Origin of the sequence: Ruminococcus sp. SR1/5 (assembly GCF_000209835.1) — a bacterium.
GTDB classification, from domain to species: Bacteria; Bacillota; Clostridia; order Lachnospirales; family Lachnospiraceae; genus Blautia_A; species Blautia_A fusiformis.
The window spans coordinates 2,851,080-2,874,275 of sequence record NC_021014.1 but is presented as its reverse complement, the minus strand read 5'-3'; the positions used below and the strand labels follow the sequence as shown (position 1 = coordinate 2,874,275).

Genomic DNA, 23,196 nt, shown 5'->3' with positions numbered 1-23,196 from the left:
TCATTCCCCCATTTTTGATTTTTTATTCCATTTCTCATGACCAAAGGGTAAAAAAGAGGAATGCGCCAACGCACATTCCCCTTATCCGAGGTTTCTCCTCTGTATGAGTTATGATCTTTTTTATTCTGTATAACCTCCATCGTAAGAGGAATCCTCATATCCTCCGTCACTGTAGCTGCTGTCTTCTCCGGAATCTCCGTCAGAGCTCTGTGCATCTTCTCCCGCCGAAGCTGCGGCATCCGCTCCAGCTTCAGCTGTTCCATCTGTGCTGCTGTCAGCACTGGACGTTCCGTCAGAAGCTCCGCTCTCGATCCCGCTTACACCAGTCTTTCCGCTGATAGTACTGTAAATCCCCTTTGCAGAATCTGACAGTGTATCCACATATACCTTCTGTAGTTCCAGCGCCGCTGTATCCAGATCCTCCTGCTGCATGGCAGTATATGCATTAAACAAAGCCTCATAGCTCTGACTGCGTTTCTGCTCTTCCTCTGCCTGCTTGGCAACTGCATCTGCCGTATCACTGGACTGGGCAGCTTCTCCCTGAGCTTTGGTAAGCTCCACGCTCTGGCTGGAAAGAGAATCACTGTACTGTATGATCTGCTGATTGGCCTGCCTGTAAATATCCTGTTTCACAGCCGGCAGCACAAGGAGCCAGAATGCTGCCGCCCCTGCCGCAAATCCAAGTACCGTGGTAAAGAAAAGTGATATCTTTGATCTTTCTTTATAAGACGACGGCCTTACAACGATTTCTCCTGAAATATTATCATTCTCATTTTTTCATTTCCAAACAAGCCCTTACGCCGTTTTTCCATCTTTGTGGTAACACCCGTCTGCTCGTCAACTTCACGCAGGAAACGAAGTGTGGTGGTATTGGTCTTGTCGATCCTGGCTGCTTTTTTCAGGGTTCTTCTCGCCTTATTCCACTCCTGATTCTTCATCTGGATCAGAGCAAGAAGATGATACCCCTTGATCAGCTTGGGATTCTGGGACAGGATCTTTTTCAGGCGGATGGCCGCCATATCCTCATGGCCTTCCCTACACATGGCGAGGGCATTGTTATATTTCTTGATGCTTTCGTTGATTGTTTCCAGTTTGTTCTGGTTTGCCTGAAGCCTGGCAATATATTCTGAAGCCAGATTTCGGTTCTTCTGGATATTCTTGCTGATGACCCACTCACTCAGTGCGGCAACCACCTCACCGGTCTCAAAATATACAAGACCAAGAAGATTTCTTGCACGGATATTCCGTTTGTCATAAGCAAGACTTTGCTTCAGACAGCTGATCGCCCCGGACAGATCCCGGATGCTGGCTTTTTCCAGCCCCTGATTATAATAAAGCTTGGAAAGATAATCCACCTTCTTCTGGATCAGTACATTGGCTCCACAGTGCGGACAATAATCCAGATCTGTATCCGTCAGGAACGCTCCACAGTTTATGCAGTTCATCCACTTCTCCTTATCTTACACGTCTGTTGCTCTTGACCTCACGCAGCATCTCCTGGAGTACATCCATGATATCTGTGATCTCCCGGTCATAAATGACACCTTCTACATCTGCCACATCCAGACATGGTTCAAATTTCTTCAGTTCCTCTTCGTAATCGATCATAATTTTTTCCTCCTGATCACAGCCTTGATCTCACCGACCAGATAAAGGGATCCTACACAGAACAGCATTCCATCCTCACCTTTTTCCTTTACTGCCCGTTCAAAAGCTGCTGGAACATCCTCTATTGCTTCCACTTCCGGTACTCCGTCTTCACGGAAGATCTCCGCAAGCTCTTCTACCGGAACTTTGCGGTATCCGCCTACCTGTGTGACGATCACATGTCGAAAACGGATCCTGCTACAGATCGTGCGGATCATATCCGTATAGTCCTTGTCATCCACTGCGGAAAACAGCAGAGTCAGAGGAAATTCCTTCTGGAAATGTTCTGCTGTCTCTACAAACTTCTCAACACCGTCTTCGTTATGTGCGCCATCTACGATCACACCCGGAAGAACCGTTTCCATCCTTCCCTGCCAGCGTGTTTTTGCCATACCAGCCTTCAGAGCCTCCAGAGATACCGGAATCTGATCTTCCAGTACCTGAATGGTTTTCACCGCAAGAGCTGCATTCATAACCTGATAACGGGCGATAAACGGTATATCAAATACGGTATCACCATATGTCTCGTCCTTAAGAGAAAATCGGATTCCGTCCTTTGTGATCTTATGGATCTCTGTGTCTTCCCGTTTCAGCTCATAATATGGACATCCCAGCTTCTCTGCATGCTCACGCATCACTACGGCCGCATCCGGATCATTTCCATCGTAGATCACCGGAACACCCGGCACCATGATCCCTGCCTTCTCTCCTGCGATCTCGGAAACTGTATTTCCAAGATACTGCATATGATCGAGGCTGATGGATGTGATCACACAGGCTGCCGGATCCTCCACAGCAGTGGTTGCATCCAGACGTCCGCCAAGACCGGTCTCCAGTGTTACATAATCCACGCCGGCTTCTGCAAAGATCACCATTCCCATCAGAAGGAGTGTCTCAAAATAGGTGGGATGATAGCTTCCCTCCGCAACCAGCTCATCGGAAAGCTTTTTAACTTTTTCAAAAGCACGAAGGAAAGTATCGTCATCGATCACTTCCTCGTTGATCTGAAAACGCTCGTTGATCTCCACCAGATGAGGAGATGTAAAAAGTCCGCAGGAATATCCTGCTTCCCGAAGGACCGATGTGATAAAAGCACAGGTACTTCCCTTTCCGTTGGTTCCTGCCACATGGATCACACGGAATTTCCTCTGCGGATCTCCAAGTCTTCTTAAGCATTCTCTGGTATGGTCCAGGCTGTTCTTAGTAGTAAATCTCGGTATATCTTCAATATACGCAACTGCTTCTTCGTAATTCATAAAAAAACCATCACTTATCTATAATGTATTCGTAAAGAACTTTTGGGGAGAAAAGCTTCTCCCCTCCTGTTCGTTACGATACCATTATATAATAGTGGTGGAAGATGTCCAGTCCTAATCGTAATATTTTATCCGACATTTTTTGTATCGGAGTATCTTTTCTATGCCATTTACTGGTTGTCTGTACTGTTTTCTTCACCGGAATCTTCTGTGGATTCCGTTTCTGACGCTGTATCCGTTTCCTCCATTGACCCTGTATCAGAACTGCTCTTTTCACTGTCAAGCTTCCACTTGCTGTCAGCGAGCAGCGCATAGACCGCCCGGTCATGGCTCTTTGTCATGGCCTTTCTTGTGGAACTGTTGCTTCGCTGCACTACCGAGAGCCGGTCAAAATCATCCAGTTCCTTTCCGGTAATGATCAGCTTGGTAGGATTCACGTAAACCGTATCATACCATTCTCCGTTGATCTTCACCTGGCTGGACGGCGTAAAGTTTGTCCCCTGGATATAATAGGTGTGATCCGTCTCAGACACAACCTGAATGGAATCCAGCGTGGTATCATAGATTCCCATACGCATCTTTGTCCGCTCAAAAGGATTCGCTCCGTCATATGTATACTGCTTTCCGTAGAGAAGATCGTACTGCAGGGTCTCCAGATCCACCTGATAATTTTTGGTGTTTCTTCTTGCCTGATGATACTTGAAAACATTTCCCTCATGGATACCTACACGATCCATAACCTCTGCTGCCATCTGGTATGCCGCAAGATTTTCTTTCTTTTTCTTAAGTCCGAAATTATCCCACATCACATACTCTGTCTGGAACAGATATTTATTCTCCACATCCTCCACGGTCAGTCCCATGGTCGGCAGATGATCACCATACATGACCAGTACCACATCTTCCGGATAATCTGCCAGCCTGTCAGTCAGCTCTTTGACAAAATTATCCATCTCATGGATCTGATTTACATAATACTCCCACTTATTATTCAGCTCGTCAGTAGGTGCCCCGGAAACTGTGATCTCCGGATTTTCCAGTACCGGTTCTGAAGGATAATCTCCATGTCCCTGCACGGAAATAGTATATACATAATCAGGTCCTTCTGTGGAATCCAGACACTTGACGATCTCATCGGTGAGGACACTGTCCTTGGTCCAGCCCAACGGGTTCTTCTGATTTTCATCCTTCATGTACTCTGCCGAAGTGAAGGTATCAAATCCCAGATTCGGAAAAATGCTTCTTCTTCCGTAGAAATTCGCCTCATTGTTATGTACTGCATGAGCAGTATAGCCCAGATTCTTCAGAACATACGGTGCGCTCTCACAGGTAGTTTCCTTAAGGATACTCTTGTACGGATATTCACCCGGTCCAAAATAATGAAGGCTCATTCCGGTAATGGATTCAAACTCAGTATTTGCGGTTCCAGCTCCTACGGAAGGTACCTTATAATATCCGGAGGAATACTCCTTCATCAGCTTTCTGAAATTCGGAATAGGATCTTCTGACAGCTCCAGATAATTTACCAGCGTAGGATCAAAAAAGGACTCCAGCTGCAAAAACAGAATATTCGGATGACTGCCTTCTTTCGTTTCCGGAAGATTTTCTTCCGACTTCTCGATCCTTTTGATCTCGCTTTTGGAATAGTCTCTCGGGGCACTGATTCCAGTATTAAAGATCGTCGTTGCCAGACAGTAGGGATATCCGTAATCCTCATAAGCTATGGCAATATTTCCAAAATAATTGGAAAGAACTCTTTTTTCCAGAGCAAGCTGTGTGATTCCTCCAAATGCAAGAACCCCGACCAGGACCAGCGGAATATTTACCTTATATTTCAGCTTGCCTCTGTACTTCGGCGATCTTATCAGGATGATCAGAAGAATCAGAACTGCAATCCCCAGAAGAACTGCACCTATGGTCATCTGGGTATGGGTCAGATATTTTTTTGCAATACTGAGACCATCTGTCAGATTCTTCACATCCGGTCCTGTAAACGGTGTGACACGGTTGAGAAGAAGCACACCGTTTACGATTCCCAGAAACAGCCATAAGCTACCCACAAAGATACGCCAGAAAATTCTCTTTCGGAAGAGATAAACAATCAGCATCGTTGTAAAGATAAACGCTGCATTATAAGCAAATACAAGCGGCTTTGTGGTCATGTAGGTCCACGCCTCTGTGAACGAGTGCCTGCATATGGCCTCGATCACAAAGTACAGGACTGCACAGCCCAGAGCCTGAAGTATCAGCGAAATCTTATTGAAAAAGTTACACCACTTCATTAAAACACTCCTTCGTTATTTCACCATCTGTGTTAACTGCAGGTTCACTTTCTCTTTCATCTCTTTGTATTTCTCAAGTTTCTCCTTCTCTGCCTCTACCTTGGCTGCAGGTGCCTTGTTCACAAAATTCGGATTGTTCAGCATTCCCTCGCAGCGTGCGATTTCTTTTGTAAGTCGCTCCTGCTCTTTTGTGAGACGTTCGATCTCTTTTTCACGGTCGATCAGATCCTCCAGCGGCAGATAAACCACACCGTCTGCCACAACGATGGATACCGCATCCTCACCGATTCCGTTCTTATCTTGCTGTACGTGGATCTCTTTTGCAAACGCAAGGTTTGTAAAGGACTTCTTGCAGGACTCAAAACGTGCACAGCTCTCTGCGTCCTTGCCTACGATGTAGATATTTGTCTTTCTGTTCTGTGGTACGTTCATCTCGTTTCTGGTGTTACGGATTCCACGTACAACTTCCTGGAAGCTTGCAACTGCTTTCTCAGCATCTGCAAAGTTCATTTCGTCTTTATATACCGGCCAGTCAGAGATCATGATGGACTCTTCCTCAGGAAGCAGTGTGCAGTAGATCTCTTCTGTGATAAACGGCATAAACGGATGAAGAAGCTTCAGTCCCTGTGTCAGTGCAGTGCGGAGTGTCCACAGTGCATCGTTTGCTGCTGCCGGGTTCTCCTCTGCTTTCCACAGTCTTACTTTGGCCATCTCGATATACCAGTCACAGAGCTCATCCCACAGGAAGTCATAAACTTTCTGTACAGCGATTCCAAGCTCATATTTATCCATATTCTCAGTAACATCACGGATCACTGTGTTCAGTCTGGAAAGGATCCATTTATCCTCGTTGCACAGTGCGTTCAGGTCTTCCGGCGCTGTTACTGTCTTGCCCTCCAGGTTCATCATAATGAAACGGGAAGCATTCCAGATCTTATTTGCAAAGTTACGGCTGGATTCTACACGCTCCCAGTAGAAACGCATATCATTTCCAGGTGCATTACCTGTCATCAGTGTCAGACGAAGGGCATCTGCGCCGTATTTGTCGATAACCTCCAGCGGATCGATACCGTTTCCAAGAGACTTACTCATCTTACGTCCCTGTGAGTCACGTACCAGACCGTGGATCAGTACATGGTGGAACGGTGTCTCACCGGTCTGCTCCAGTGCGGAGAATACCATACGGATAACCCAGAAGAAGATGATATCATATCCGGTTACCAGAACATCTGTAGGATAGAAATACTCAAGCTCCGGTGTCTTATCCGGCCATCCAAGTGTGGAGAACGGCCACAGTGCGGAACTGAACCAGGTATCCAGAGTGTCCTCATCCTGATGCATATGTGTGCATCCGCATTTCGGGCATTTCTCCGGCATCTCTCTTCCAACCACCATCTCACCGCACTCATCGCAGTAATAAGCCGGGATCCTGTGTCCCCACCAAAGCTGACGGGAAATACACCAGTCACGGATATTCTCCAGCCAGTGCAGGTAAGTCTTGTCAAAACGTGCCGGAACAAACTGAAGTTTTCCGTCGTCCAGAGTTTTGATAGCAGCTTTTGCCATTTCGTCCATTTTTACAAACCACTGTGGTTTGATCATCGGCTCTACCGTTGTACCGCAGCGGTCATGGGTACCAACACTGTGGCTGTGCGGAACAACCTTTACAAGAAGTCCCTGCTCCTTCAGGTCCTCTACCATGGCCTTACGTGCCTCGTAACGGTCCATACCTGCATATTTTCCGCCAAGGCTGTTGATGGTGGCATCATCATTTAAGATGTTGATTTCCTCAAGGTTATGACGGCGTCCAACCTCAAAGTCGTTGGGATCGTGTGCCGGTGTGATCTTAACGCAGCCTGTTCCGAATTCCTTGTCAACATACTCATCGGCAATAACCGGGATCTCTCTGTCTGTAAGAGGAAGCTTCAGCATCTTTCCTACAAGGTCTTTATATCTTTCATCCTCCGGGTTTACAGCAACTGCTGTATCGCCGAGAAGTGTCTCCGGACGAGTGGTCGCGATCTCAACAAAACGTCCTTCCTCACCTACGATGGGATAATTGATGTGCCAGAAAAATCCGTCCTGGTCTTCATGCACAACCTCTGCATCAGAAATAGAGGTCTGGCATACCGGACACCAGTTGATGATCCTGGAGCCTTTGTAGATATAGCCTTTCTCATAAAGGCGGATAAATACTTCCTGAACAGCCTTGGAGCAGCCCTCATCCATGGTAAAGCGCTCACGCTCCCAGTCTGCAGATGCTCCCAGCTTTTTCAGCTGATTGATGATCTTTCCGCCGTACTCCTCTTTCCATGCCCAGGCATGTTTCATAAATTCGTCACGGCCGATCTCGTTCTTGTCAATCCCTTCCTTACGAAGCTTCTCTGTTACCTTAACCTCTGTAGCGATGGCTGCATGGTCAGTTCCCGGCTGCCAGAGAGCCTCATAGCCCTGCATTCTTTTGAAACGGATTAGGATATCCTGCATGGTCTCATCCAGTGCATGTCCCATATGCAGCTGTCCGGTTACATTGGGCGGCGGCATTACAATTGTAAAAGGTTTTTTGTCCGGATTAACTTTTGCATGGAAGTATCCGTTATCCATCCATTTTTTGTACAGACGATCCTCAATACCCTTGGGATCATAAGTCTTTGCAAGTTCTTTACTCATGTTTTCCTCCTGAATCTTTCTGATTATAGGAACCTTAAAATGCTCCTGTTCTCTGCAAGAAAAAACACGCCCTCCACACAAAAGCCAATAACTAATGTGCGAAGGGCGATCATTCTCGCGGTACCACCTTCATTATCCGGAAAAAACATCTGTTATTCCCGTCTATCTCTTGTCCCTTAACGCGGGGTACGTGAAAACCTACACAGCAGCATCTGCATCTGTTCTGCATTTCTGCATTTCTGCTTTCAGTTTCCCGGCTCCTAAGCTACCTTCTGCAGTCCTCCATCTGAAAATGCCTTTCAACCTGCGCTTCTCTTGCGTCTGTGCATTTCTCTCTGTCAGCGTAGATCTGCATACTCCTCTTATTCAACGCCTTTGCCATGTTCCTACTATAATGAAATTTTCTTTTTTGTCAAGACAGAGGCCTGCTTTTCCTGGGATTTCACATATTTCCGGATACGAAGATCTTTCTGGCATTTCATTATTTTATTCCACGCTCTTCAGTGACTCTACCATATTGATCTTTTTCAGCTTAAAATGCATCACCATATTTACAAACATGGAGAACCCAAAGGTAATGATTCCACTGTAAACAAAGCTTATTGGCTTGATATTTCTTCCGAACATCACCGCATCTACCTCAACGGTTGTGATCACATACCGGTGAAGGAAGATTCCGAACACTGCGCCTGCCAGAATCCCTATGAAGGACAGCAGGATATTTTCCCGAAATACATACTGGGAAACCTCGCCATCATAAAATCCCAGGACCTTCAATGTTGCAAGCTCTCTCTGCCGCTCTGTGATATTGATGTTGTTCAGATTATACAGTACCACAAATGCCAGCATTCCGGCAGAAATGATCAGGACCCAGATCACCGCTCCGAGGGATCCCAGCATTCGCTCTACCTGACCTGCTGTGCTGCTTGTATAGCTGATACTTAAAGCTGCCGGATATTTCAGGATTGCATTTCCAAGAGTTTCCAGATCACTCTCTGCATCCTCTTTCATAGTATATACTGTACTTGAATATTCCGGTTTCTCTCCGAATGTTTTTTCATAACAGGGTGGGGTCATGTAAACGTAATGTCCCATATAGTTCTCCGTGACAGCAGTGATCTTTACTTTATATTTTCTGTTGTCTTTCTCCAGGGTAATCTCGTCTCCTGTTTTCACACCGATAAGAGAAGCCGTTTTTTCACAGATCACCGCTCCATCATCGGTAAGCTCATACTGCTCGTGGGACTTTCTGTCACGTAACGTTACATCCTCTTTAAAATTTTCCGTATTTTCCGGAACATACACATAGATACTGACACTTCCCTTTTCTTTTGGTGCCGTCATCTTGGTGAGCTGCACACGGGTATAGTGATCGATCTCGCTGTTTCCGTCCAGGAATTTCAGAAGATCCTTTTCCTGGCTGTCTGTGGCATCCTCATCATTGATCACCATGGCATCATAGTGCTGGATCTGGTCATATTGGAGAATCGCAATATCCATAATGGAGTCATAAAGTCCGAATCCTACAAGCATCAGTCCCATGCTTCCTGCAATTCCGAAAATGGTCATAAAAAGACGCTTTTTATAACGGAAAAGATTTCGCATGGACGATTTCCAGGAAAAGCTCAGATGCTTCCAGATAAAGCTAATCCGTTCAATAAGGATCCGTTTTCCTTCTTTCGGTGCAGGCGGACGCATCAGAGATGCCGGTGTTTCTGCCAGGGTCTTTGCGCAGGAAAACAGTGTAGCGCCCATAGTACAGATCACCGCTGCCCCGGAAGCAATCAGTGCATATTGTAACTCATAATCCAGCTGCATGTGATCGCCAATATTCCAGTACATGATTCCATACGCCTGGATAATGATAAACGGAAGAACCTTTTCTCCGAAAAGTACTCCTGCGATACTTCCACCTACTGTAGCCAGAAATGCGTAGCTGAGATACTTGGATGCAATGGATGCTTTTCCGTATCCTAGCGCTTTCATGGTTCCGATCTGGGTTCGCTGTTCCTCCACCATTCGTGTCATCGTGGTAAGACTGATCAGAGCCGCTACAAGGAAGAATATCATCGGAAAAACCTTTCCGATGTTTTTCAGTCGCTCTGCGTTATCACCAAAATCCGAATATTCTGGAAGGTCATTGCGGTCCGTGACGATCCACTCCGGTGTTTCAATATCATCCACCTCTTTCTGGGCATCCTCGATCTTCTGCTGGGCTTCCGCAATTTTGTCATCGGCTTCTTTTTTGCCGTCCTGATATTCTTTCTTTCCATCGGAAAGCTTCTTTTTGGCGTCCTCCAGGTCTTTTTGGCGTCTTTTAATTTCTGTTCATTTTCCCGGATCTCTTTTTCACCATCCAGGAGCTTCTGTTCATTTGCATCCAGTTCTGCCTGACTGCTGGTAAGCTTTTCTGTATTGGCCTGGATCTCTGCCTGACCGGCATTTAACTGGGCCTGTTTTTCCTCCAGCTGCTGCCGCCCTGAGCTGAGCTGGGCTCTGGCCGAATCCAGCTGGCTCTGGCCATCATCCAGAGTTGCCTGGTTTGCCGCAATTTCTTCTTTTGCCGCTGAAAGCTCAGCTTTCTTTGTTTCCAGCTCTTTTTCCCTTTATCCAGTTCTTCCTGGCCTGCGTTCAGCTGTGCTTCTGTCTGGGAAAGTGTCTCTTCCTGTTCCTTGATCTGGCTGAAGCCCTCATTGATCTGACCAAGGCTGCTCTCCAAGGTAGCTCTTGTCTGGGCCAGCTCTGATTTTTTTGCAGTAAGCTCTGCCTGCGCCCCGTCGATCTGTGCCTGACCGGCATTTATCTGTTCTTCCATTGCACTGATCTGACCATTTAAAGTCTGGATCTGCGTGGAAAGCTCCGCCAGCTCTTCCTCGGTTTTTCCTGCTTCCGCACCAGCATCATACTGCGCCTGCAGCTCCGCCGCCTGACTGCTTAATGCCTCTTTCTGACTGGTCAGTTCATCCAGCTGTGCCTGCTGCCCGGAAAGGGCTTCTTCACTGGAACTGATCTGGGATTCGCCCTCGGAAACCTGTACAAGTCCTGCCTCACACTGTTCTTTCTGACTGGTGAGAGCAGCCTTTGTTTCTTTGATCGTATTCTTTCCCTTTTCCAACTGTTCTCTTCCACTTTCAAGCTCAGCCTGTTTGCTTTCCAGTGTTTTTTCCGCTTCCCGGAGCTGGGCCTCGCCGTCACTTACCTGCTGTTTTGCGGCAGTCAGCTGTTCATATCCGGCAGTCAGCTCTGCCTGCTTCTCATTTATCTGGGCTTCGGAGTCGGCAAGCTGGGATCTGGCAGCATTTAACTGGGACAGACCGTCTTCCACCTGCTGTTTTGCGCTGTTAAGCTGAGACCATCCATCTTCAATCTGCTTTCTTCCGTCAGCAAGCTGCTGTTTTCCATCGGTCAGCTCCTTTTTTGCATCACTGAGCTGCTGTTTTCCATCTTCGTACTCTTTTTTTCCATCCTCATACTTCTTCTTCCCATCATCCAGCTTTTTCTTCGCGTCGCCAAGCTTTTCCTCGGATTCCTTCTTTCCGTCCTCAAGCTCTTTTCTGGCATCATCCAGTTTTTCATTGGCTTCTGCGACGATCTCCTCGTAGCGCAGGCTGCACTGTTCTTTTTCGATACCTTCCACGCGTTTCCGGATCTTTTTGATAAGATTGTCGTAGGCATCGGTATAGCTGATCACATCCCCGGATTCATGAACCATAATATAGATCTGGGTAAAAGCTTCCTGTTCAAAATCCTCTGGAAGAATGTATCCGAAGCCGCTGACCTCACCCGATCCAAGAGTCGTATTTCCTCTGTTAAATGAAATATAAAGAGGGCTGCTTCCGATTCCCACAACTGTATAGGTTGTTTTTTCAGAAGCTCACTGTCTCCATCCTCACTGACAGATATGGTATCCCCGATTTTATACCCCCGATTCTTTGCAAATGGCTTGTCGAGAAAAATCTCACCGCTTTTTTTCGGTATCCTTCCTTCATCTGCTGTGAGCAGATTAAAATTGCTGCTGATGGCTTCCAGATGAAGAACCTTCCTGGCATCGTCCTCTCCACTCATAACATCCGTAGAGTAACCGCCCTCAGCCAGTTCCACACCGTCAATATCCGATACCGCTTTTACATCACGCTGCGTCAGTCCCAGTGTTCCCTGGATCTTCAGATCCATCAGCTTTGCTGCTTCATAATAAGCATCTCCTGAATATCTCATATCCGGAGAAGACGCCTGGATCCCGGAAAAAAATGCAACACCCAGTGCCACGATCAGAAAGATCGAGATAAAACGTGCTTTACTTTTCCGGATCTCCATCCAGAAATCTTTGTGTAATGCCTTCATTCCGTCACCTACCATTCAATCTCTTCCACTGGTGTGGGATGTGCATTTTCAGTCATCCTGGAAACCTTGCCGTTTTTGATCTTGATCACACGGTCGGCCATAGGTGTCAATGCAGAGTTGTGAGTAATGACAATAACCGTCATGCCCCGTTCCCTGCAGGTATCCTGAAGGAGCTTCAGGATTGCCTTGCCGGTCTGATAATCCAACGCTCCTGTAGGTTCATCACAGAGCAGAAGCTTTGGATTCTTCGCCAGCGCTCTGGCTATGGAAACTCTCTGCTGCTCACCGCCGGATAACTGTGCCGGAAAATTGGTCAGTCTCTCCCTCAGCCCTACTTCCTCCAGAACTGTCCTGGCATCCAGAGGATTCTTACAGATCTGAAGAGCAAGCTCCACATTCTCCAATGCAGTCAGATTTGGCACCAGATTATAAAACTGGAATACAAATCCAATATCCTCCCGCCGGTATCCGGTCAGCTGCCGGTCTGTATATTTTGCAATATTTTTTCCATCGATCCAGACATTGCCGGATGTGGCCTTATCCATTCCGCCCAGGATATTCAGCACCGTTGTCTTTCCGGCACCGCTTGGTCCTACCACAACCACAAATTCTCCTTTTTTATCCGGAAGCTGATCTCATCCACAGCTATGATCTTCACTTCTTTTGAGCCATAGATTTTGGATACATTCTCCAGCTTCACATAGTCTTCCGTATGCTCCATTTCCACCCCTCCTCTTTACTCTCTATATGATTTCAGGGGGCTTTTATCTGCCCCCTTTTAATTCTCTCACTCACGTATCACAGCTGTAGAAAAATGTTTTCGGCTGTGATCGAATATTATCAATAACTATATTTATAAGTATATCGGTTCTTAATTCAAAATGCAATTTCTACTTATATTTTACAAAGATTTTTCATTCCTGCGCATTTGTATTTTACATTTCTTTTCTATAATACAGACAGATAAAGGAAATCAATATTATGGCTGCAATATTATGGCTGACTGTTGCTGACAACAGCAGAAGTATAATTCCAGCAAAACAGGAGGATGGATTATGTATAAAGTACTGTGGAATCACTTAGATCAAAATTTAAAAAAGGCCCCTGCGCCAGCTGTTTTTCTTGCACTTTTGACAGCTGGATGGAGTGCAGCCGGAATTCTTGCAGGATTACTTGTTTGTCTGGAACTTCAGACAGAACTGATGGTGAAGCTGACTGTGATCTTATGTGCCGGTGGATACGCCGGACTGATTCCCGGTTTCTTCGGTGGGATCTTTTATCTTTACCGAATGGATCTTCGGAAACCTTCTGCGGATCCTGTAGCTGATCCGGCAGCTGAAGCGGAAAAATCTTCTGCCGATCCTGCTTCATTGATCTATTTTCACAATAATTGACAAAAAAGCAGAACTCTGCCTGGTTGTGCAGGGTTCTGTCTTTTTTATTGAATATGTGTATTAAGTTTGATTACTTTCTTATGGAATCCGCAAGCTTTTTTGCTTCTGCTGTCAGTTCTCTTATTTTGTCAAATTCTCCTGCCTTCACAAGATCTCCTTTTACCATCCAGCTTCCGCCGCAGCAGAGGATTTTGTCACAGAAAAGATAGTCCTCAAGGTTTTTCGCATTGATCCCGCCGGTAGGCATAAAACGGATTCCTGTATAAGGAGCTGCCATAGCAGAGCATGACGCTTTGCGTGCTCAGGATGCCATGTACCTTCATCTGGTTTATAATCGTAAACGAATCCTGCTTACGGAAAAAACTTCCTGATCTGTCGGACAGCATCCTTTCCTGATGCTGTCCGATCTTCCAGAAGTCTGTCTTCACGGTCTTCAGCAAGTACATTTTTATAGAAAAAATAAGCCCTGGAAAGATGAATTTCCAGGGCTTTCTAAGAGGTGCCACCCGGATTTGAACCGGGGATAGAGGTGTTGCAGACCCCGGAAAAAACCTCGGAACCCTCTAAAACTCTAAGGTTTTCCAAACTGTCCACCTTATATCCACCCTAATTTTCATGTTGCTTTCATGCCATATCAGGTATTTTACTGTGCCAAATCTATGCCACTTAGCACCCCTATGGGCATATTATAAACATTTTAGTATCTTTCGTCTACAATTATTTTACTACAACTACAATATTATATGGAGGTTTATCGTGAATTATCAATTAGAATTAAAACAAATTGTGGATTTTCCACGCTGCCGGATTTACCGGGAATTTATACAAACCCTTATGAAAGACAGAAGCATCCGTACCAACGGAGGTTCCTGTCTTTTTTATTTTCTCATTTTATGTTCTTATGCAAATTACAGTTCCTCTTATCGGAACATCGAACACCTTACTTACAAAGTTGTTCCTGGAGAATGGATCTGTTCTCTTAAAGAACTACAGATTCACTTCCGCCAAAAATTCCAGCACCAGGTTATATCCATACTGGATACCCTGGTAGAGCAAAACCTTCTAACCTACTCACTACACGAAAAAAATAAGATTATCCAATACAAGATCAAAGACTGGCCAAAAGATAATACTGCCCTTTCCCATAATTACCCATGCAAAAAAGACATCGGGTTTTTCTTTTTTCCAATCGCAGATGTTCATAAACTAATCGGACTAGGAAAATGTTCGGAAATGGATGCTCTTTTGGATCTTTGGATTCATGCAGTCTATAATGATCCATCTGTGCAAGGCTCTGATGCCGGTCCGGTAGTATATTTTCGCAATCAGACTGGAAATCCCTTGTTCAGTTATCAGGAACTTGCCAGACGTTGGAAACAGTCGAAATCTTCTGTGTCCCGTCTGCTTAAAAAAACTTGAAGATACCGACATGATCACACTGATTTCCTATTCCGGGAAACATGGCAGCATGGTATATCTACGTAATTATCTGTCCGTTATGTTTAATATCAGTGATGTCATGATTGATAAGGAGGAAATTGCCATGAAAATGCAACTGCCAATACATATACCCGAAGACACCTTGCCTGTTAAAAACAATTCTGAATGCGTTTCAGAATCTATTACTGACGAACAAATCATCGTTTCACAGGAAGGCTCCTGCGTTCCAGAATCACACATCAAAGCCATTGTTCGCAAAGTCGCTGAAATACTGGAAATACAAGGCATTTCTTGTTGTAGATGCCCCAAAACAAAGTATATATTATCTCCTTTATCAGCCTGCAAGGATAGTATATATCTATATTCACTACGTATTATCTGCCCCTGGGGGAAAGCCGCCTATCAGTTTGAGTTAAAACTAAAACCGGAAAATCCCGCCGTCACCAACGTCCCAGGGCATACTCCGCCTCTGCAGCATACCTTACCTGCCTTCGCTGAAATCCCAGAAGTTCTGTTGAAAGGAGGGGTTGTATAATGGCAAAGAAAAATCACCACCCTGTTTCTGCTGAAGTAGAAAATAATCCGCTGTACCATGATACCTATAAACTGCTCCGTTGTTACCGGGATTCTACTTATAGCCTGATGGTTGCTGTCCGGCAGGTGGAAATTCAATTCCAACTGGAATACAACACCAGTGTAGACGAATTTCTAGATTCCATCTATGCTGCAGGAGCAGATCTGGGAGACAGCCAGATTGAAGAATGGGCAAAAAGCATTGCCCGCAGTAACAAAATGATAAAGCTGCTTCTCTCTTCTGTGGATCTGCTCCGGAAAAATCATAAACATGGGGAAGAATATTACTGGATATTATATTACGCCTTTCTGTCTCCCCATGAACTGAAAAACACAGAGGAAATCCTGGAAGAGTTGGAAAAGCACGTTCCCAGTATCTCCTACCGGACGTACTACCGAAGGAGGCAGGCTGCTATTAACGCTCTTAGCAGCATACTATGGGGATTTTCTGCAAAGGGGACACTGGAAACTTTAAATAAGTTTTTCCCAAAATAAAATCGACATTTTCCATATAGGCACTCATTCTCTATATTAAAATGAGTGCCTATAAAAATTGATTTTCCCAATTGTACCTTTTACAGTAGTTATAAGTTTCCAAATACCACATCTTGTTCTATTTATATTTATTTGCTATAATATGATAGTTGAAAACCAATAATTTCTTTACAAAATAGGGGAGATTTCTCTAATTTTACCTATTATTTCAAATGACTAACGGAGTGAAAGAATTAGATATGCCTAAGGAATTTAAAAGTGTGGCAGAACAATTAAAAGCAATGTACAATGCATTGAAAAAATGGCCATTCATGATGGGGATAACCATTCTTATGTTTGTACTTCTGATTTCGTCAGAATACTTGACAGATAATGAGTTTATACTTTTTTACAAATAATAGGGTTTGCTATAAGTTTTGCATTCATAGTAATGATTTTAATACTTGATAAACACGGAAAACAATATTTGAAGAAAATGAGTTTTTTGCCAGCTTATGGTTTGCATCCTGTCTGGCTCTTGCAGATTTCAATCAACCCACTCTTAAATTAATCATCCAATTATATACTGCCTTTCTTTTCATTTTTGATGCTTGTATTATTCCCGATTTTCTCTCAAGCATTGATCCTCAGAAAAACAAGAATGAGTGTGTTTCTAATGAGCTAAAAGAAAAATTGAGAAATTAGAAAAAGAAATTGAAGAACTCAAAAAGTTCGAGAAAAAGACAGACTAATAACTTCTTGAGTGAGTTCTACTAAATAATTACAAAACTATAACATCGAGAATACTTGGAAACTTATTTCTCTCTAAATGTGCTTTAAGATGATTAACTCTTCATCTTATCATTTTTAGTAATTAAACATGTTAAAACGTTTCCCCCTCCATTGCAAGAACATAGAGTTCCTTGAATATTTCTATTCTTAAGAATTCTATGTTCTTGAATAAATAAAAGCTTAATATAAAAAATTTCACCTTATTCGCTGCATGCTGATGGTTCTATATAATCTTCCTCATTTCCTATCCTTCTTCTATATGCTACAGTTCCTCCTTGTCTTTGCATTGCCCCTATTCGCTTCTCAACCTGTATAATATCCTCCATGCTAATTAGCGGATGTGTTGTAAAGAAATAATCACTGTTGGCATACCATAATAAATTATCAAACATATCTTCTTCAATATGTATATTAAAATCTTCCTTTTCCCACCATAAATCTGAAGGCAACAATAATAACCAATTCAAATTACACACTATTTTATATTTTGTACATATTAATTCAATCGTATCTAGTGTTTTATTGATCATTTCCATTGTTTCCCATGGAAATCCTATAATAAAGGAAAGAAAACAATGCTTATCAAATTGATACTGTTTTAAAATTTCTAAAGCACTAAAAAGTTGCTCTACCGTTAACCCCTTTCTTATTTTTTTCAATCCTTCATTATACCCACATTCTACACCTATTTGCATAGATGAAACCATTTGCAGTGGTATATTCTGTAATATTTGATTCTTTAATATATCAGTAACTCTTGCTTCGATAAATACCTTTTCGGTATAACCATACAAACGATGCAACTTTTTAAAAACATTAATAGCTCTTTCTCCATTTGCCGTAAAACAATCATCTACGAATAGTAATCTAGTCCCTCTATTTATGTTATCTTTAAACTGCAGTGCATGCTTAACACGTTTAATTACATGCTCAACAGATAAACCTCTCCAGTTTCTCCTATGGGGTATGGAACAAAAAGCGCAACTAAAACGACACCCTCTAGAAGTTTCTACCGGCAACTGTGTATATGGATTGGATGAAGGTAATAATTCATATGCTGGATACGGTGTATTTTCCATTTCTTCGACTGTTAGTTCTATTTCATCTTCATTTCGTAACACATTACCATTCAGTTTATAAGTAATACCTTTAACACCCTCTAATGTCATATTATACTCAAGAGCATTGCATAAATTCACAATAATCTTTTCACCCTCACCACGCATAACTATATGGGCATCTGATGATTCTAAAACATGTTTATCAAATATTGATGGGTGCAACCCACCCAATGCTATTTTAACGTCTGGAAAATTATCCGCTATTCGTTGGATAATAACCTTTGTATTAGACCAATTAAAAGAATTGACTGAAAACGCAATCAACTGTATATCTTTACTAGAAATTTTTTTCATTATATACTGAGCGCATAATTCCTCTATATCCCCCTTGTGTTCATACTGGATAAATTCGCAAGGATCAATTATGCTTACTTCATGTTTATTTTCATTAATATAGAAGCCAAAAGATAAATTGCCATCGGTGCTAATTCCAAAGGTTCAAATTGATTTTTACTTATCTTTTGTGGTAACGCAACTATTAAAACTTTCATAAATTATCTCCTTTTTAATATCTTTATTCCTACAGCAGCCCCAATAACTATTTCTGCAAGTATTATCGAACTAATAGTTAAACGGACTCCATAAACATACGCAATAACATACAATTCACATGTCAAAAAAACTATATTAAAATACATGTTCAAATACGAAATAAATTTCTCATTTTCTCTTTGGAAATATTTATATACAACAAACCTAAATATTTTTTTTCCTATGCTGAGGGTAAGCACAGAGATGATTGGCATAATAAAAATATATGTCTTACTAACTATATTACTGGGTTCTGCTGCACTCCACTGAATTGATATTTTATTAGGAACCAAAAAGAAAATATTATACTAACAAGTATACAAACTATCGTTACAATAATAGATACTACTGTAAACTTATCCTTCCTTTTCATATAATTACCCCTTTCACTTCAAATCACGTCTTTTAAATATTATATACGATAAACTCAATGTAGAAATACTCCACACTACTACAATTATCAATATTTTAGCAATAAAGTTAATATCAATATCTTGTTTTACCCAAACATCTAAATAACCTATAGGTGTAACTTCTAAAATTCTCTTAATAAGATTTATTTTTTCTCCTAATGATTGTAATATAGGAAAACCAATCCCTATTACCAATACATTAAATAACAGTCCAGCTTTGGATCCCTCCATTATAAATTCCACTCCAAAACACATAAGAAATATAGTAATTTCCAATAGAATAGTAACCAATAGTTTTAAAAATATCATTCCAAATGAAAAAGTATCATTCGTCCATCCATAAAGCATGGTTGTTACACATGTTAATACCATTGGATATAAAAAAGATAAAATAACACTATAAAAAATATTAACTATCCCTTTACTGACAAAAATTATTTTTCTATTATTGCCAAAAGATGCACTTAATTGTAATGTTCTGTTTTGAAACTCGCTACCTAAATTAACATCCAAAAATATAGAACACAAGATTATTGCAACACTAATATTACTCATACCACTTTTTTAGTGCATTTTCCCCTGACAACTCCTTTATCTTTCCCGCCATATACATAGAATGATTCATATAAACTGTAATTACTCCTAATACTAATGCTCCCACACAGAGTATAGTAAAAATTTTTGTGTGGCGTGTTTTATATTGCTCGCTTCTGATAGCATCTAACATATACTCATTCCTCCAATATATCTAAATATATTTCTTCTGGCATCTTATCCGGATATTTATGAACAATTTCCTCATACGTAAAATTCTTCTTAATAGTCCCTTGGGATATAAAAATATAATCTGTGGCTACCCTAAATAATTCATCTAATATGTGGCTTGAAATTAAAATTGTAATACCTTTTTCTCTTAAATCACTTAAAAGTTTTCGTATCTGAATAGTACTTTTAGGATCTAACCCATTTAATGGCTCATCTAATACCAATAATTGTGGTTTCCCAATTAAAGCAAGGATAATACCTAATTTTTGCTTCATGCCTAGTGAATAATTTTTACTTTTTATGATTTTCCCAAATTCCAAATTTCATTGCAAGCTCCACAATTTCTTTTTCTATCAAAGTGCTTCTCATCAAACTTATAATTTTTATATTTTCTTTTGCCGTAAGCCCCGGATAAAACGCTGGTTTTTCTATCAAAGCACCTATATTTTTGCTTTTTAACTCCATTTTTCCATTATCAGATCCAATAAGTCCCGATATAATTCTCATGAGAGTTGTTTTTCCAGCACCATTCTCTCCAATCAGTGCATAAATATGGCCTGTATATATTGATAAATTTATATTATCTAAAGCTTTTGTTTTACTATACTTTTTTCGATTCTTTCACATTTTAAAATAATATCTTCCACTATTAGAATGCTCCTTTAAATAATTTAAGAGAGGATTTTAGTATTTAAAAATACTAAAATCCTCAATGCTACCATAGTTTAGGCTTAAATATTAATTGTAATGATAACCGTATCTCCAGCTACAGCTCCGTTAACATAGGTAACATAATATGTTTCCCATACCCATTCTGTACCATAAGTTGAAACTCCACTACTGTCATCACCATCCAAACCTTCCACTACCGGTGGCTGATATCCATTCATATCCTCGCCCATACGGTTTCCTCCTTTCATAAATATTTGTTTTATCAAAATACTCACGTATGATAAAACACTCTATCATATATCTCAATTATTGGGTAAAAGACTCAAATCATCCAAATCCTTTTCTAACATATCAATGTAAATATCATCCATGAACGTAGCAGGAAATTTTTCTGTGATTCTCCCCATGTCTCCAACTGATTTAATAAATGCTGCCATATAACAAGGAATCTTTTTCTTCCATAATTCATATAAACCACCATTCCAGTACTCTTCAATACTATGATTTCTGATGTTTCCAACAACTAATGGCAGGTAAGGGCTTGTAACAATATCTCCATTTGCACGAATACTTATATAATACATCGGTAGTTCTGTATGTTCCGGAAAACGTATTAAATGATCAACAGGATCTCCCCATACAATTTTAATACTTGGGTTACGTGCATTAATCGTATTAATTGTGTTTACCAATTTTCTATATTGAATATCTGTAGGACAAATATTCTCTAAATTTTTATTCCCACGTCCTAATGGCATAAGTGGCTGTACACGTAACTCAATTTTATTATTAAAAGACATTGACTCTAATTTTGTATGTAATTCTTCCAACTCCTCTATGTTAAATGATGTTGGTGTAAATGCAATCGACATTTCCATATCATACTTTCTAACAATATCTATGGCTCTAAACACGCTGTCATAAACGCCTGTCTTATTTCTTAATTTATCATGGCTCTCCGCTTTAGCACCATCTACGCTAAACTGTATGCTATTCAATCCCGAATGATATAAATCTCGTATAACACTTTCTGATGCCAAAATGCCATTGGTTACTATTGCTGTCCTGACTCCGCAATTACTTAACATTTTTATACATTTGCAGATAAGTTCTTTTCTCAATAATGTTTCTCCGCCACAAAAACAAAAATTCAACAATTTCATAGGCAAAATATCTTTAACAAATTTAATCACCTCATCATCAGATAATTCATGTTCCATTACTCTGTTTTCACCACTTGCATTGTAACAATGCAAACATCTTAAATTACATTTGTTTGTTATATCTAAAGCTAACTGATATGGTCCTACTGTAAAGTCTATATTTCTATTCATATATATACCTCTCTAATGCTCATACTGTCCAATCATAAATAATTAAGTCATTTCCTTTTCCATACTCATCCATTAACTGTGAAACCTTTTTTAAACCCACAATTAAACAACTGCTTTTCCAACATTTCTAAATCTGAACCTATCGTTTTAATTCTCAACTTAGAAATATTAAATGGATACAAACTCTTCAATAGTTGTTCACACCCTATAAGTACTTGTTCCAATATTTCTTCTGGAACTAATAATGTTGTAATTTCTAATATATCCGTTTCTGGGTGATTATTGGATATAGATGTTATTCCCATTACATTTCCTTCTCTATCTTTTAACACAAAAAAATCCTCTTTATAATAAAACATCTTGCTCCTTAGTACAGTTTCTTTTTGGTAATCACTCAATCCTTTATTCCTATTTGCTGGGCAATTATGATATGTATATTCTGTATTATCTGCATACATTTTATATGCAGCAAATATTTCCCTAATGTCATCTTCAGTTGCCCAAATCAAATCATATTTTTCATTTAATTTTATAGTTCCGTTTACCATAAATGGTGATCCTCCCTTTCCCCATGACAAAGCCCATAATTTATCAAATGCAAACAATGTAACCACAACATCTTTAAGAAAATCAGCCGTAGGATTCATATATGAATATCTTGTTGCAAAATCTTCTTTGATTTGTTCTACTATCCTTTCTCCATTGCATAGCTTAAGTATTTCCCATGCTTCTCCATTCATAACCATTTCTTGAGTCTTTCCGTTTACAATAGCAAAACTTTTTTATTACCTTTTTCATGTCGGAAATAAAATATTCTTTCTTCCTCAAATTTAGGAATACTCTTTAATAGTTTTTCCTTATTAGTTAAACTTATATTATCGTAAAACATATACTTACCTCCTTTGATATTAACTACTGAGTTCTCCTTTCTTTTATTTTAGATAAATAGTTTTTATATCAGAAAATCTTTCAAAAAAGATTTCTTTCATGAGTTACTATAAAAATTATCCTTTCCCTTCCTAACTCCCAAAGAATCTCTGATAATATTTCCTTTGTTTTCATATCTAAATCAGATGTTGGTTCATCCAAAATCATAATATCTGTATTTTTTAATAATACTGGTAACAGTTGAATTCTTTGCATTTCCCCACCCGATAATTCATGAAATGCTCTATCTAAATAATGCAAAATATTAAATTGATTCGTCAAATATATATTTTCTAAATGATACTGTTTTATCAATATTTCAAGAGCACCTATATCAAAACGTTCTGCTAACATCTCTTTTACCGTTATATCCATTTCATTTTGATTTTGTATATATATAGATATTTTATTTTTTCTCAAGGATTCAATTTCTACTTCTGAAATAGGAATATTATTAAACTCAATGTTTCCCTTCTTTTTAGTGTGTAATAAACCACACAAAAGATATAAAAGGGTTGATTTTCCGCTACCATTCGCTCCCATGATCAGATTAATTCCTTCCAT

The 23,196-nt window shown here is 40.9% G+C and carries 25 protein-coding genes and 1 pseudogene; 4 read left to right on the top strand and 22 right to left on the bottom strand.

Annotated features, from left to right (window positions below; all coding sequences use genetic code 11):
- Nucleotides 1-120: 120 nt before the first annotated feature.
- The 10 genes and pseudogenes from CK1_RS14370 to CK1_RS14325 all read right to left on the bottom strand — a co-directional run bounded on the left by CK1_RS14370 (nt 121) and on the right by CK1_RS14325 (nt 12,917).
- Entirely contained in the window at nt 121-633 is a 513-nt protein-coding gene (locus tag CK1_RS14370; RefSeq protein ID WP_306288957.1) for a hypothetical protein, read from the bottom strand.
- 104 nt (nt 634-737) lie between these two features.
- Nucleotides 738-1,445 (bottom strand): hypothetical protein, encoded by a 708-nt coding sequence (locus tag CK1_RS14365; protein WP_015526891.1) that lies wholly within the window; start codon nt 1,443-1,445, stop codon nt 738-740.
- A 10-nt stretch (nt 1,446-1,455) separates the two neighbouring features.
- Nucleotides 1,456-1,608 carry a hypothetical protein gene (locus tag CK1_RS14360; RefSeq protein WP_015526890.1) on the bottom strand — a complete coding sequence of 51 codons (153 nt, stop codon included), beginning with the start codon at nt 1,606-1,608 and terminating at the stop codon, nt 1,456-1,458.
- Nucleotides 1,605-2,903 carry a bifunctional folylpolyglutamate synthase/dihydrofolate synthase gene (locus CK1_RS14355; protein ID WP_015526889.1) on the bottom strand — a complete coding sequence of 433 codons (1,299 nt, stop codon included), beginning with the start codon at nt 2,901-2,903 and terminating at the stop codon, nt 1,605-1,607. The genes CK1_RS14360 and CK1_RS14355 overlap by 4 nt, the downstream gene beginning before the upstream one ends.
- A 170-nt stretch (nt 2,904-3,073) precedes the next feature.
- Complete coding sequence (locus CK1_RS14350) at nt 3,074-5,185, bottom strand: LTA synthase family protein (RefSeq protein WP_015526888.1); 2,112 nt, start codon at nt 5,183-5,185, stop codon at nt 3,074-3,076.
- A gap of 15 nt (nt 5,186-5,200) precedes the next feature.
- Nucleotides 5,201-7,855 carry a valine--tRNA ligase gene (locus CK1_RS14345; protein WP_015526887.1) on the bottom strand — a complete coding sequence of 885 codons (2,655 nt, stop codon included), beginning with the start codon at nt 7,853-7,855 and terminating at the stop codon, nt 5,201-5,203.
- Nucleotides 7,856-8,341: 486 nt separating this feature from the next.
- Nucleotides 8,342-10,039 (bottom strand): ABC transporter permease, encoded by a 1,698-nt coding sequence (locus CK1_RS14340; RefSeq protein ID WP_306288956.1) that lies wholly within the window; start codon nt 10,037-10,039, stop codon nt 8,342-8,344.
- A gap of 259 nt (nt 10,040-10,298) precedes the next feature.
- Nucleotides 10,299-11,567 carry a hypothetical protein gene (locus tag CK1_RS14335; protein WP_015526884.1) on the bottom strand — a complete coding sequence of 423 codons (1,269 nt, stop codon included), beginning with the start codon at nt 11,565-11,567 and terminating at the stop codon, nt 10,299-10,301.
- On the bottom strand, nt 11,543-12,211 hold the full coding sequence (locus CK1_RS14330) for a hypothetical protein (RefSeq protein ID WP_015526883.1): 669 nt from the start codon (nt 12,209-12,211) through the stop codon (nt 11,543-11,545). The genes CK1_RS14335 and CK1_RS14330 overlap by 25 nt, the downstream gene beginning before the upstream one ends.
- Nucleotides 12,205-12,917, bottom strand: a pseudogene (locus CK1_RS14325) (ABC transporter ATP-binding protein). Before CK1_RS14325 ends, CK1_RS14330 begins: the two are co-directional and overlap by 7 nt.
- Nucleotides 12,918-13,251: 334 nt before the next feature.
- Between CK1_RS14325 and CK1_RS14320 the strand changes: the two are divergent.
- Nucleotides 13,252-13,590, top strand: a complete 339-nt coding sequence (locus CK1_RS14320; RefSeq protein WP_015526881.1) for a hypothetical protein — start codon at nt 13,252-13,254, stop codon at nt 13,588-13,590.
- A gap of 70 nt (nt 13,591-13,660) precedes the next feature.
- Here the strand turns inward: CK1_RS14320 and CK1_RS14315 are convergent, their stop codons facing one another.
- A complete protein-coding gene (locus CK1_RS14315) occupies nt 13,661-13,867 on the bottom strand; it encodes a beta/alpha barrel domain-containing protein (protein WP_015526880.1) in 207 nt (68 codons plus the stop codon).
- 479 nt (nt 13,868-14,346) lie between these two features.
- On the opposite strand from CK1_RS14315, the gene CK1_RS14310 reads away from it, so the two are divergent.
- From CK1_RS14310 to CK1_RS14300, 3 genes are read left to right on the top strand one after another with little or no spacing between them, the layout of a single operon-like run.
- On the top strand, nt 14,347-15,009 hold the full coding sequence (locus CK1_RS14310) for a hypothetical protein (protein ID WP_306288955.1): 663 nt from the start codon (nt 14,347-14,349) through the stop codon (nt 15,007-15,009).
- 10 nt (nt 15,010-15,019) lie between these two features.
- Entirely contained in the window at nt 15,020-15,565 is a 546-nt protein-coding gene (locus tag CK1_RS14305; protein ID WP_306288954.1) for a hypothetical protein, read from the top strand.
- Nucleotides 15,565-16,098 carry a hypothetical protein gene (locus CK1_RS14300; protein ID WP_015526878.1) on the top strand — a complete coding sequence of 178 codons (534 nt, stop codon included), beginning with the start codon at nt 15,565-15,567 and terminating at the stop codon, nt 16,096-16,098. The genes CK1_RS14305 and CK1_RS14300 overlap by 1 nt, the downstream gene beginning before the upstream one ends.
- Nucleotides 16,099-17,069: 971 nt before the next feature.
- Here the strand turns inward: CK1_RS14300 and CK1_RS14295 are convergent.
- From CK1_RS14295 to CK1_RS14245, 11 genes are all read right to left on the bottom strand, one after another.
- Nucleotides 17,070-18,311: a B12-binding domain-containing radical SAM protein gene (locus tag CK1_RS14295; protein ID WP_353611258.1), complete on the bottom strand. Its 1,242-nt coding sequence runs from the start codon at nt 18,309-18,311 to the stop codon at nt 17,070-17,072.
- Between the two features lie 47 nt (nt 18,312-18,358).
- Nucleotides 18,359-18,481: a hypothetical protein gene (locus CK1_RS14290; protein ID WP_015526875.1), complete on the bottom strand. Its 123-nt coding sequence runs from the start codon at nt 18,479-18,481 to the stop codon at nt 18,359-18,361.
- A gap of 426 nt (nt 18,482-18,907) precedes the next feature.
- Complete coding sequence (locus tag CK1_RS14285) at nt 18,908-19,489, bottom strand: ABC transporter permease (protein WP_015526874.1); 582 nt, start codon at nt 19,487-19,489, stop codon at nt 18,908-18,910.
- Complete coding sequence (locus tag CK1_RS14280) at nt 19,482-19,661, bottom strand: ABC-2 transporter permease family protein (RefSeq protein WP_015526873.1); 180 nt, start codon at nt 19,659-19,661, stop codon at nt 19,482-19,484. The genes CK1_RS14285 and CK1_RS14280 overlap by 8 nt, the downstream gene beginning before the upstream one ends.
- Nucleotides 19,662-19,665: 4 nt before the next feature.
- Entirely contained in the window at nt 19,666-20,019 is a 354-nt protein-coding gene (locus CK1_RS14275; protein WP_306288953.1) for an AAA family ATPase, read from the bottom strand.
- Complete coding sequence (locus tag CK1_RS14270; protein ID WP_306289112.1) at nt 19,991-20,239, bottom strand: ATP-binding cassette domain-containing protein; 249 nt, start codon at nt 20,237-20,239, stop codon at nt 19,991-19,993. The genes CK1_RS14275 and CK1_RS14270 overlap by 29 nt, the downstream gene beginning before the upstream one ends.
- 191 nt (nt 20,240-20,430) lie before the next feature.
- Entirely contained in the window at nt 20,431-20,601 is a 171-nt protein-coding gene (locus tag CK1_RS14265) for a hypothetical protein (protein WP_015526871.1), read from the bottom strand.
- A gap of 72 nt (nt 20,602-20,673) precedes the next feature.
- On the bottom strand, nt 20,674-21,705 hold the full coding sequence (locus CK1_RS14260) for a radical SAM/SPASM domain-containing protein (protein ID WP_015526870.1): 1,032 nt from the start codon (nt 21,703-21,705) through the stop codon (nt 20,674-20,676).
- Between the two features lie 65 nt (nt 21,706-21,770).
- Nucleotides 21,771-22,445: a hypothetical protein gene (locus CK1_RS14255; RefSeq protein WP_306288952.1), complete on the bottom strand. Its 675-nt coding sequence runs from the start codon at nt 22,443-22,445 to the stop codon at nt 21,771-21,773.
- Between the two features lie 23 nt (nt 22,446-22,468).
- Nucleotides 22,469-22,594 carry a hypothetical protein gene (locus CK1_RS14250; RefSeq protein WP_015526868.1) on the bottom strand — a complete coding sequence of 42 codons (126 nt, stop codon included), beginning with the start codon at nt 22,592-22,594 and terminating at the stop codon, nt 22,469-22,471.
- Nucleotides 22,595-22,674: 80 nt separating this feature from the next.
- Nucleotides 22,675-23,196, bottom strand: a complete 522-nt coding sequence (locus CK1_RS14245) for an ATP-binding cassette domain-containing protein (RefSeq protein ID WP_306288951.1) — start codon at nt 23,194-23,196, stop codon at nt 22,675-22,677.

Coding starts and splice junctions, on each gene's coding strand:
- CK1_RS14285 (WP_015526874.1), bottom strand. CDS start 19,489: ATGAGTAATATTAGTGTTGCAATAATCTTGTGTTCTATATTTTTGGAT.
- CK1_RS14260 (WP_015526870.1), bottom strand. CDS start 21,705: ATGAATAGAAATATAGACTTTACAGTAGGACCATATCAGTTAGCTTTA.
- CK1_RS14320 (WP_015526881.1), top strand. CDS start 13,252: ATGTATAAAGTACTGTGGAATCACTTAGATCAAAATTTAAAAAAGGCC.
- CK1_RS14300 (WP_015526878.1), top strand. CDS start 15,565: ATGGCAAAGAAAAATCACCACCCTGTTTCTGCTGAAGTAGAAAATAAT.
- CK1_RS14255 (WP_306288952.1), bottom strand. CDS start 22,445: ATGAATGGAGAAGCATGGGAAATACTTAAGCTATGCAATGGAGAAAGG.
- CK1_RS14330 (WP_015526883.1), bottom strand. CDS start 12,211: ATGGTAGGTGACGGAATGAAGGCATTACACAAAGATTTCTGGATGGAG.
- CK1_RS14305 (WP_306288954.1), top strand. CDS start 15,020: ATGATCACACTGATTTCCTATTCCGGGAAACATGGCAGCATGGTATAT.
- CK1_RS14280 (WP_015526873.1), bottom strand. CDS start 19,661: ATGTTAGATGCTATCAGAAGCGAGCAATATAAAACACGCCACACAAAA.
- CK1_RS14350 (WP_015526888.1), bottom strand. CDS start 5,185: ATGAAGTGGTGTAACTTTTTCAATAAGATTTCGCTGATACTTCAGGCT.
- CK1_RS14265 (WP_015526871.1), bottom strand. CDS start 20,601: ATGGGCGAGGATATGAATGGATATCAGCCACCGGTAGTGGAAGGTTTG.
- CK1_RS14360 (WP_015526890.1), bottom strand. CDS start 1,608: ATGATCGATTACGAAGAGGAACTGAAGAAATTTGAACCATGTCTGGAT.
- CK1_RS14290 (WP_015526875.1), bottom strand. CDS start 18,481: ATGAAAGTTTTAATAGTTGCGTTACCACAAAAGATAAGTAAAAATCAA.
- CK1_RS14355 (WP_015526889.1), bottom strand. CDS start 2,903: ATGAATTACGAAGAAGCAGTTGCGTATATTGAAGATATACCGAGATTT.
- CK1_RS14345 (WP_015526887.1), bottom strand. CDS start 7,855: ATGAGTAAAGAACTTGCAAAGACTTATGATCCCAAGGGTATTGAGGAT.
- CK1_RS14315 (WP_015526880.1), bottom strand. CDS start 13,867: ATGGCAGCTCCTTATACAGGAATCCGTTTTATGCCTACCGGCGGGATC.
- CK1_RS14245 (WP_306288951.1), bottom strand. CDS start 23,196: ATGGAAGGAATTAATCTGATCATGGGAGCGAATGGTAGCGGAAAATCA.
- CK1_RS14335 (WP_015526884.1), bottom strand. CDS start 11,567: ATGGTTCATGAATCCGGGGATGTGATCAGCTATACCGATGCCTACGAC.
- CK1_RS14250 (WP_015526868.1), bottom strand. CDS start 22,594: ATGTTTTACGATAATATAAGTTTAACTAATAAGGAAAAACTATTAAAG.
- CK1_RS14365 (WP_015526891.1), bottom strand. CDS start 1,445: ATGAACTGCATAAACTGTGGAGCGTTCCTGACGGATACAGATCTGGAT.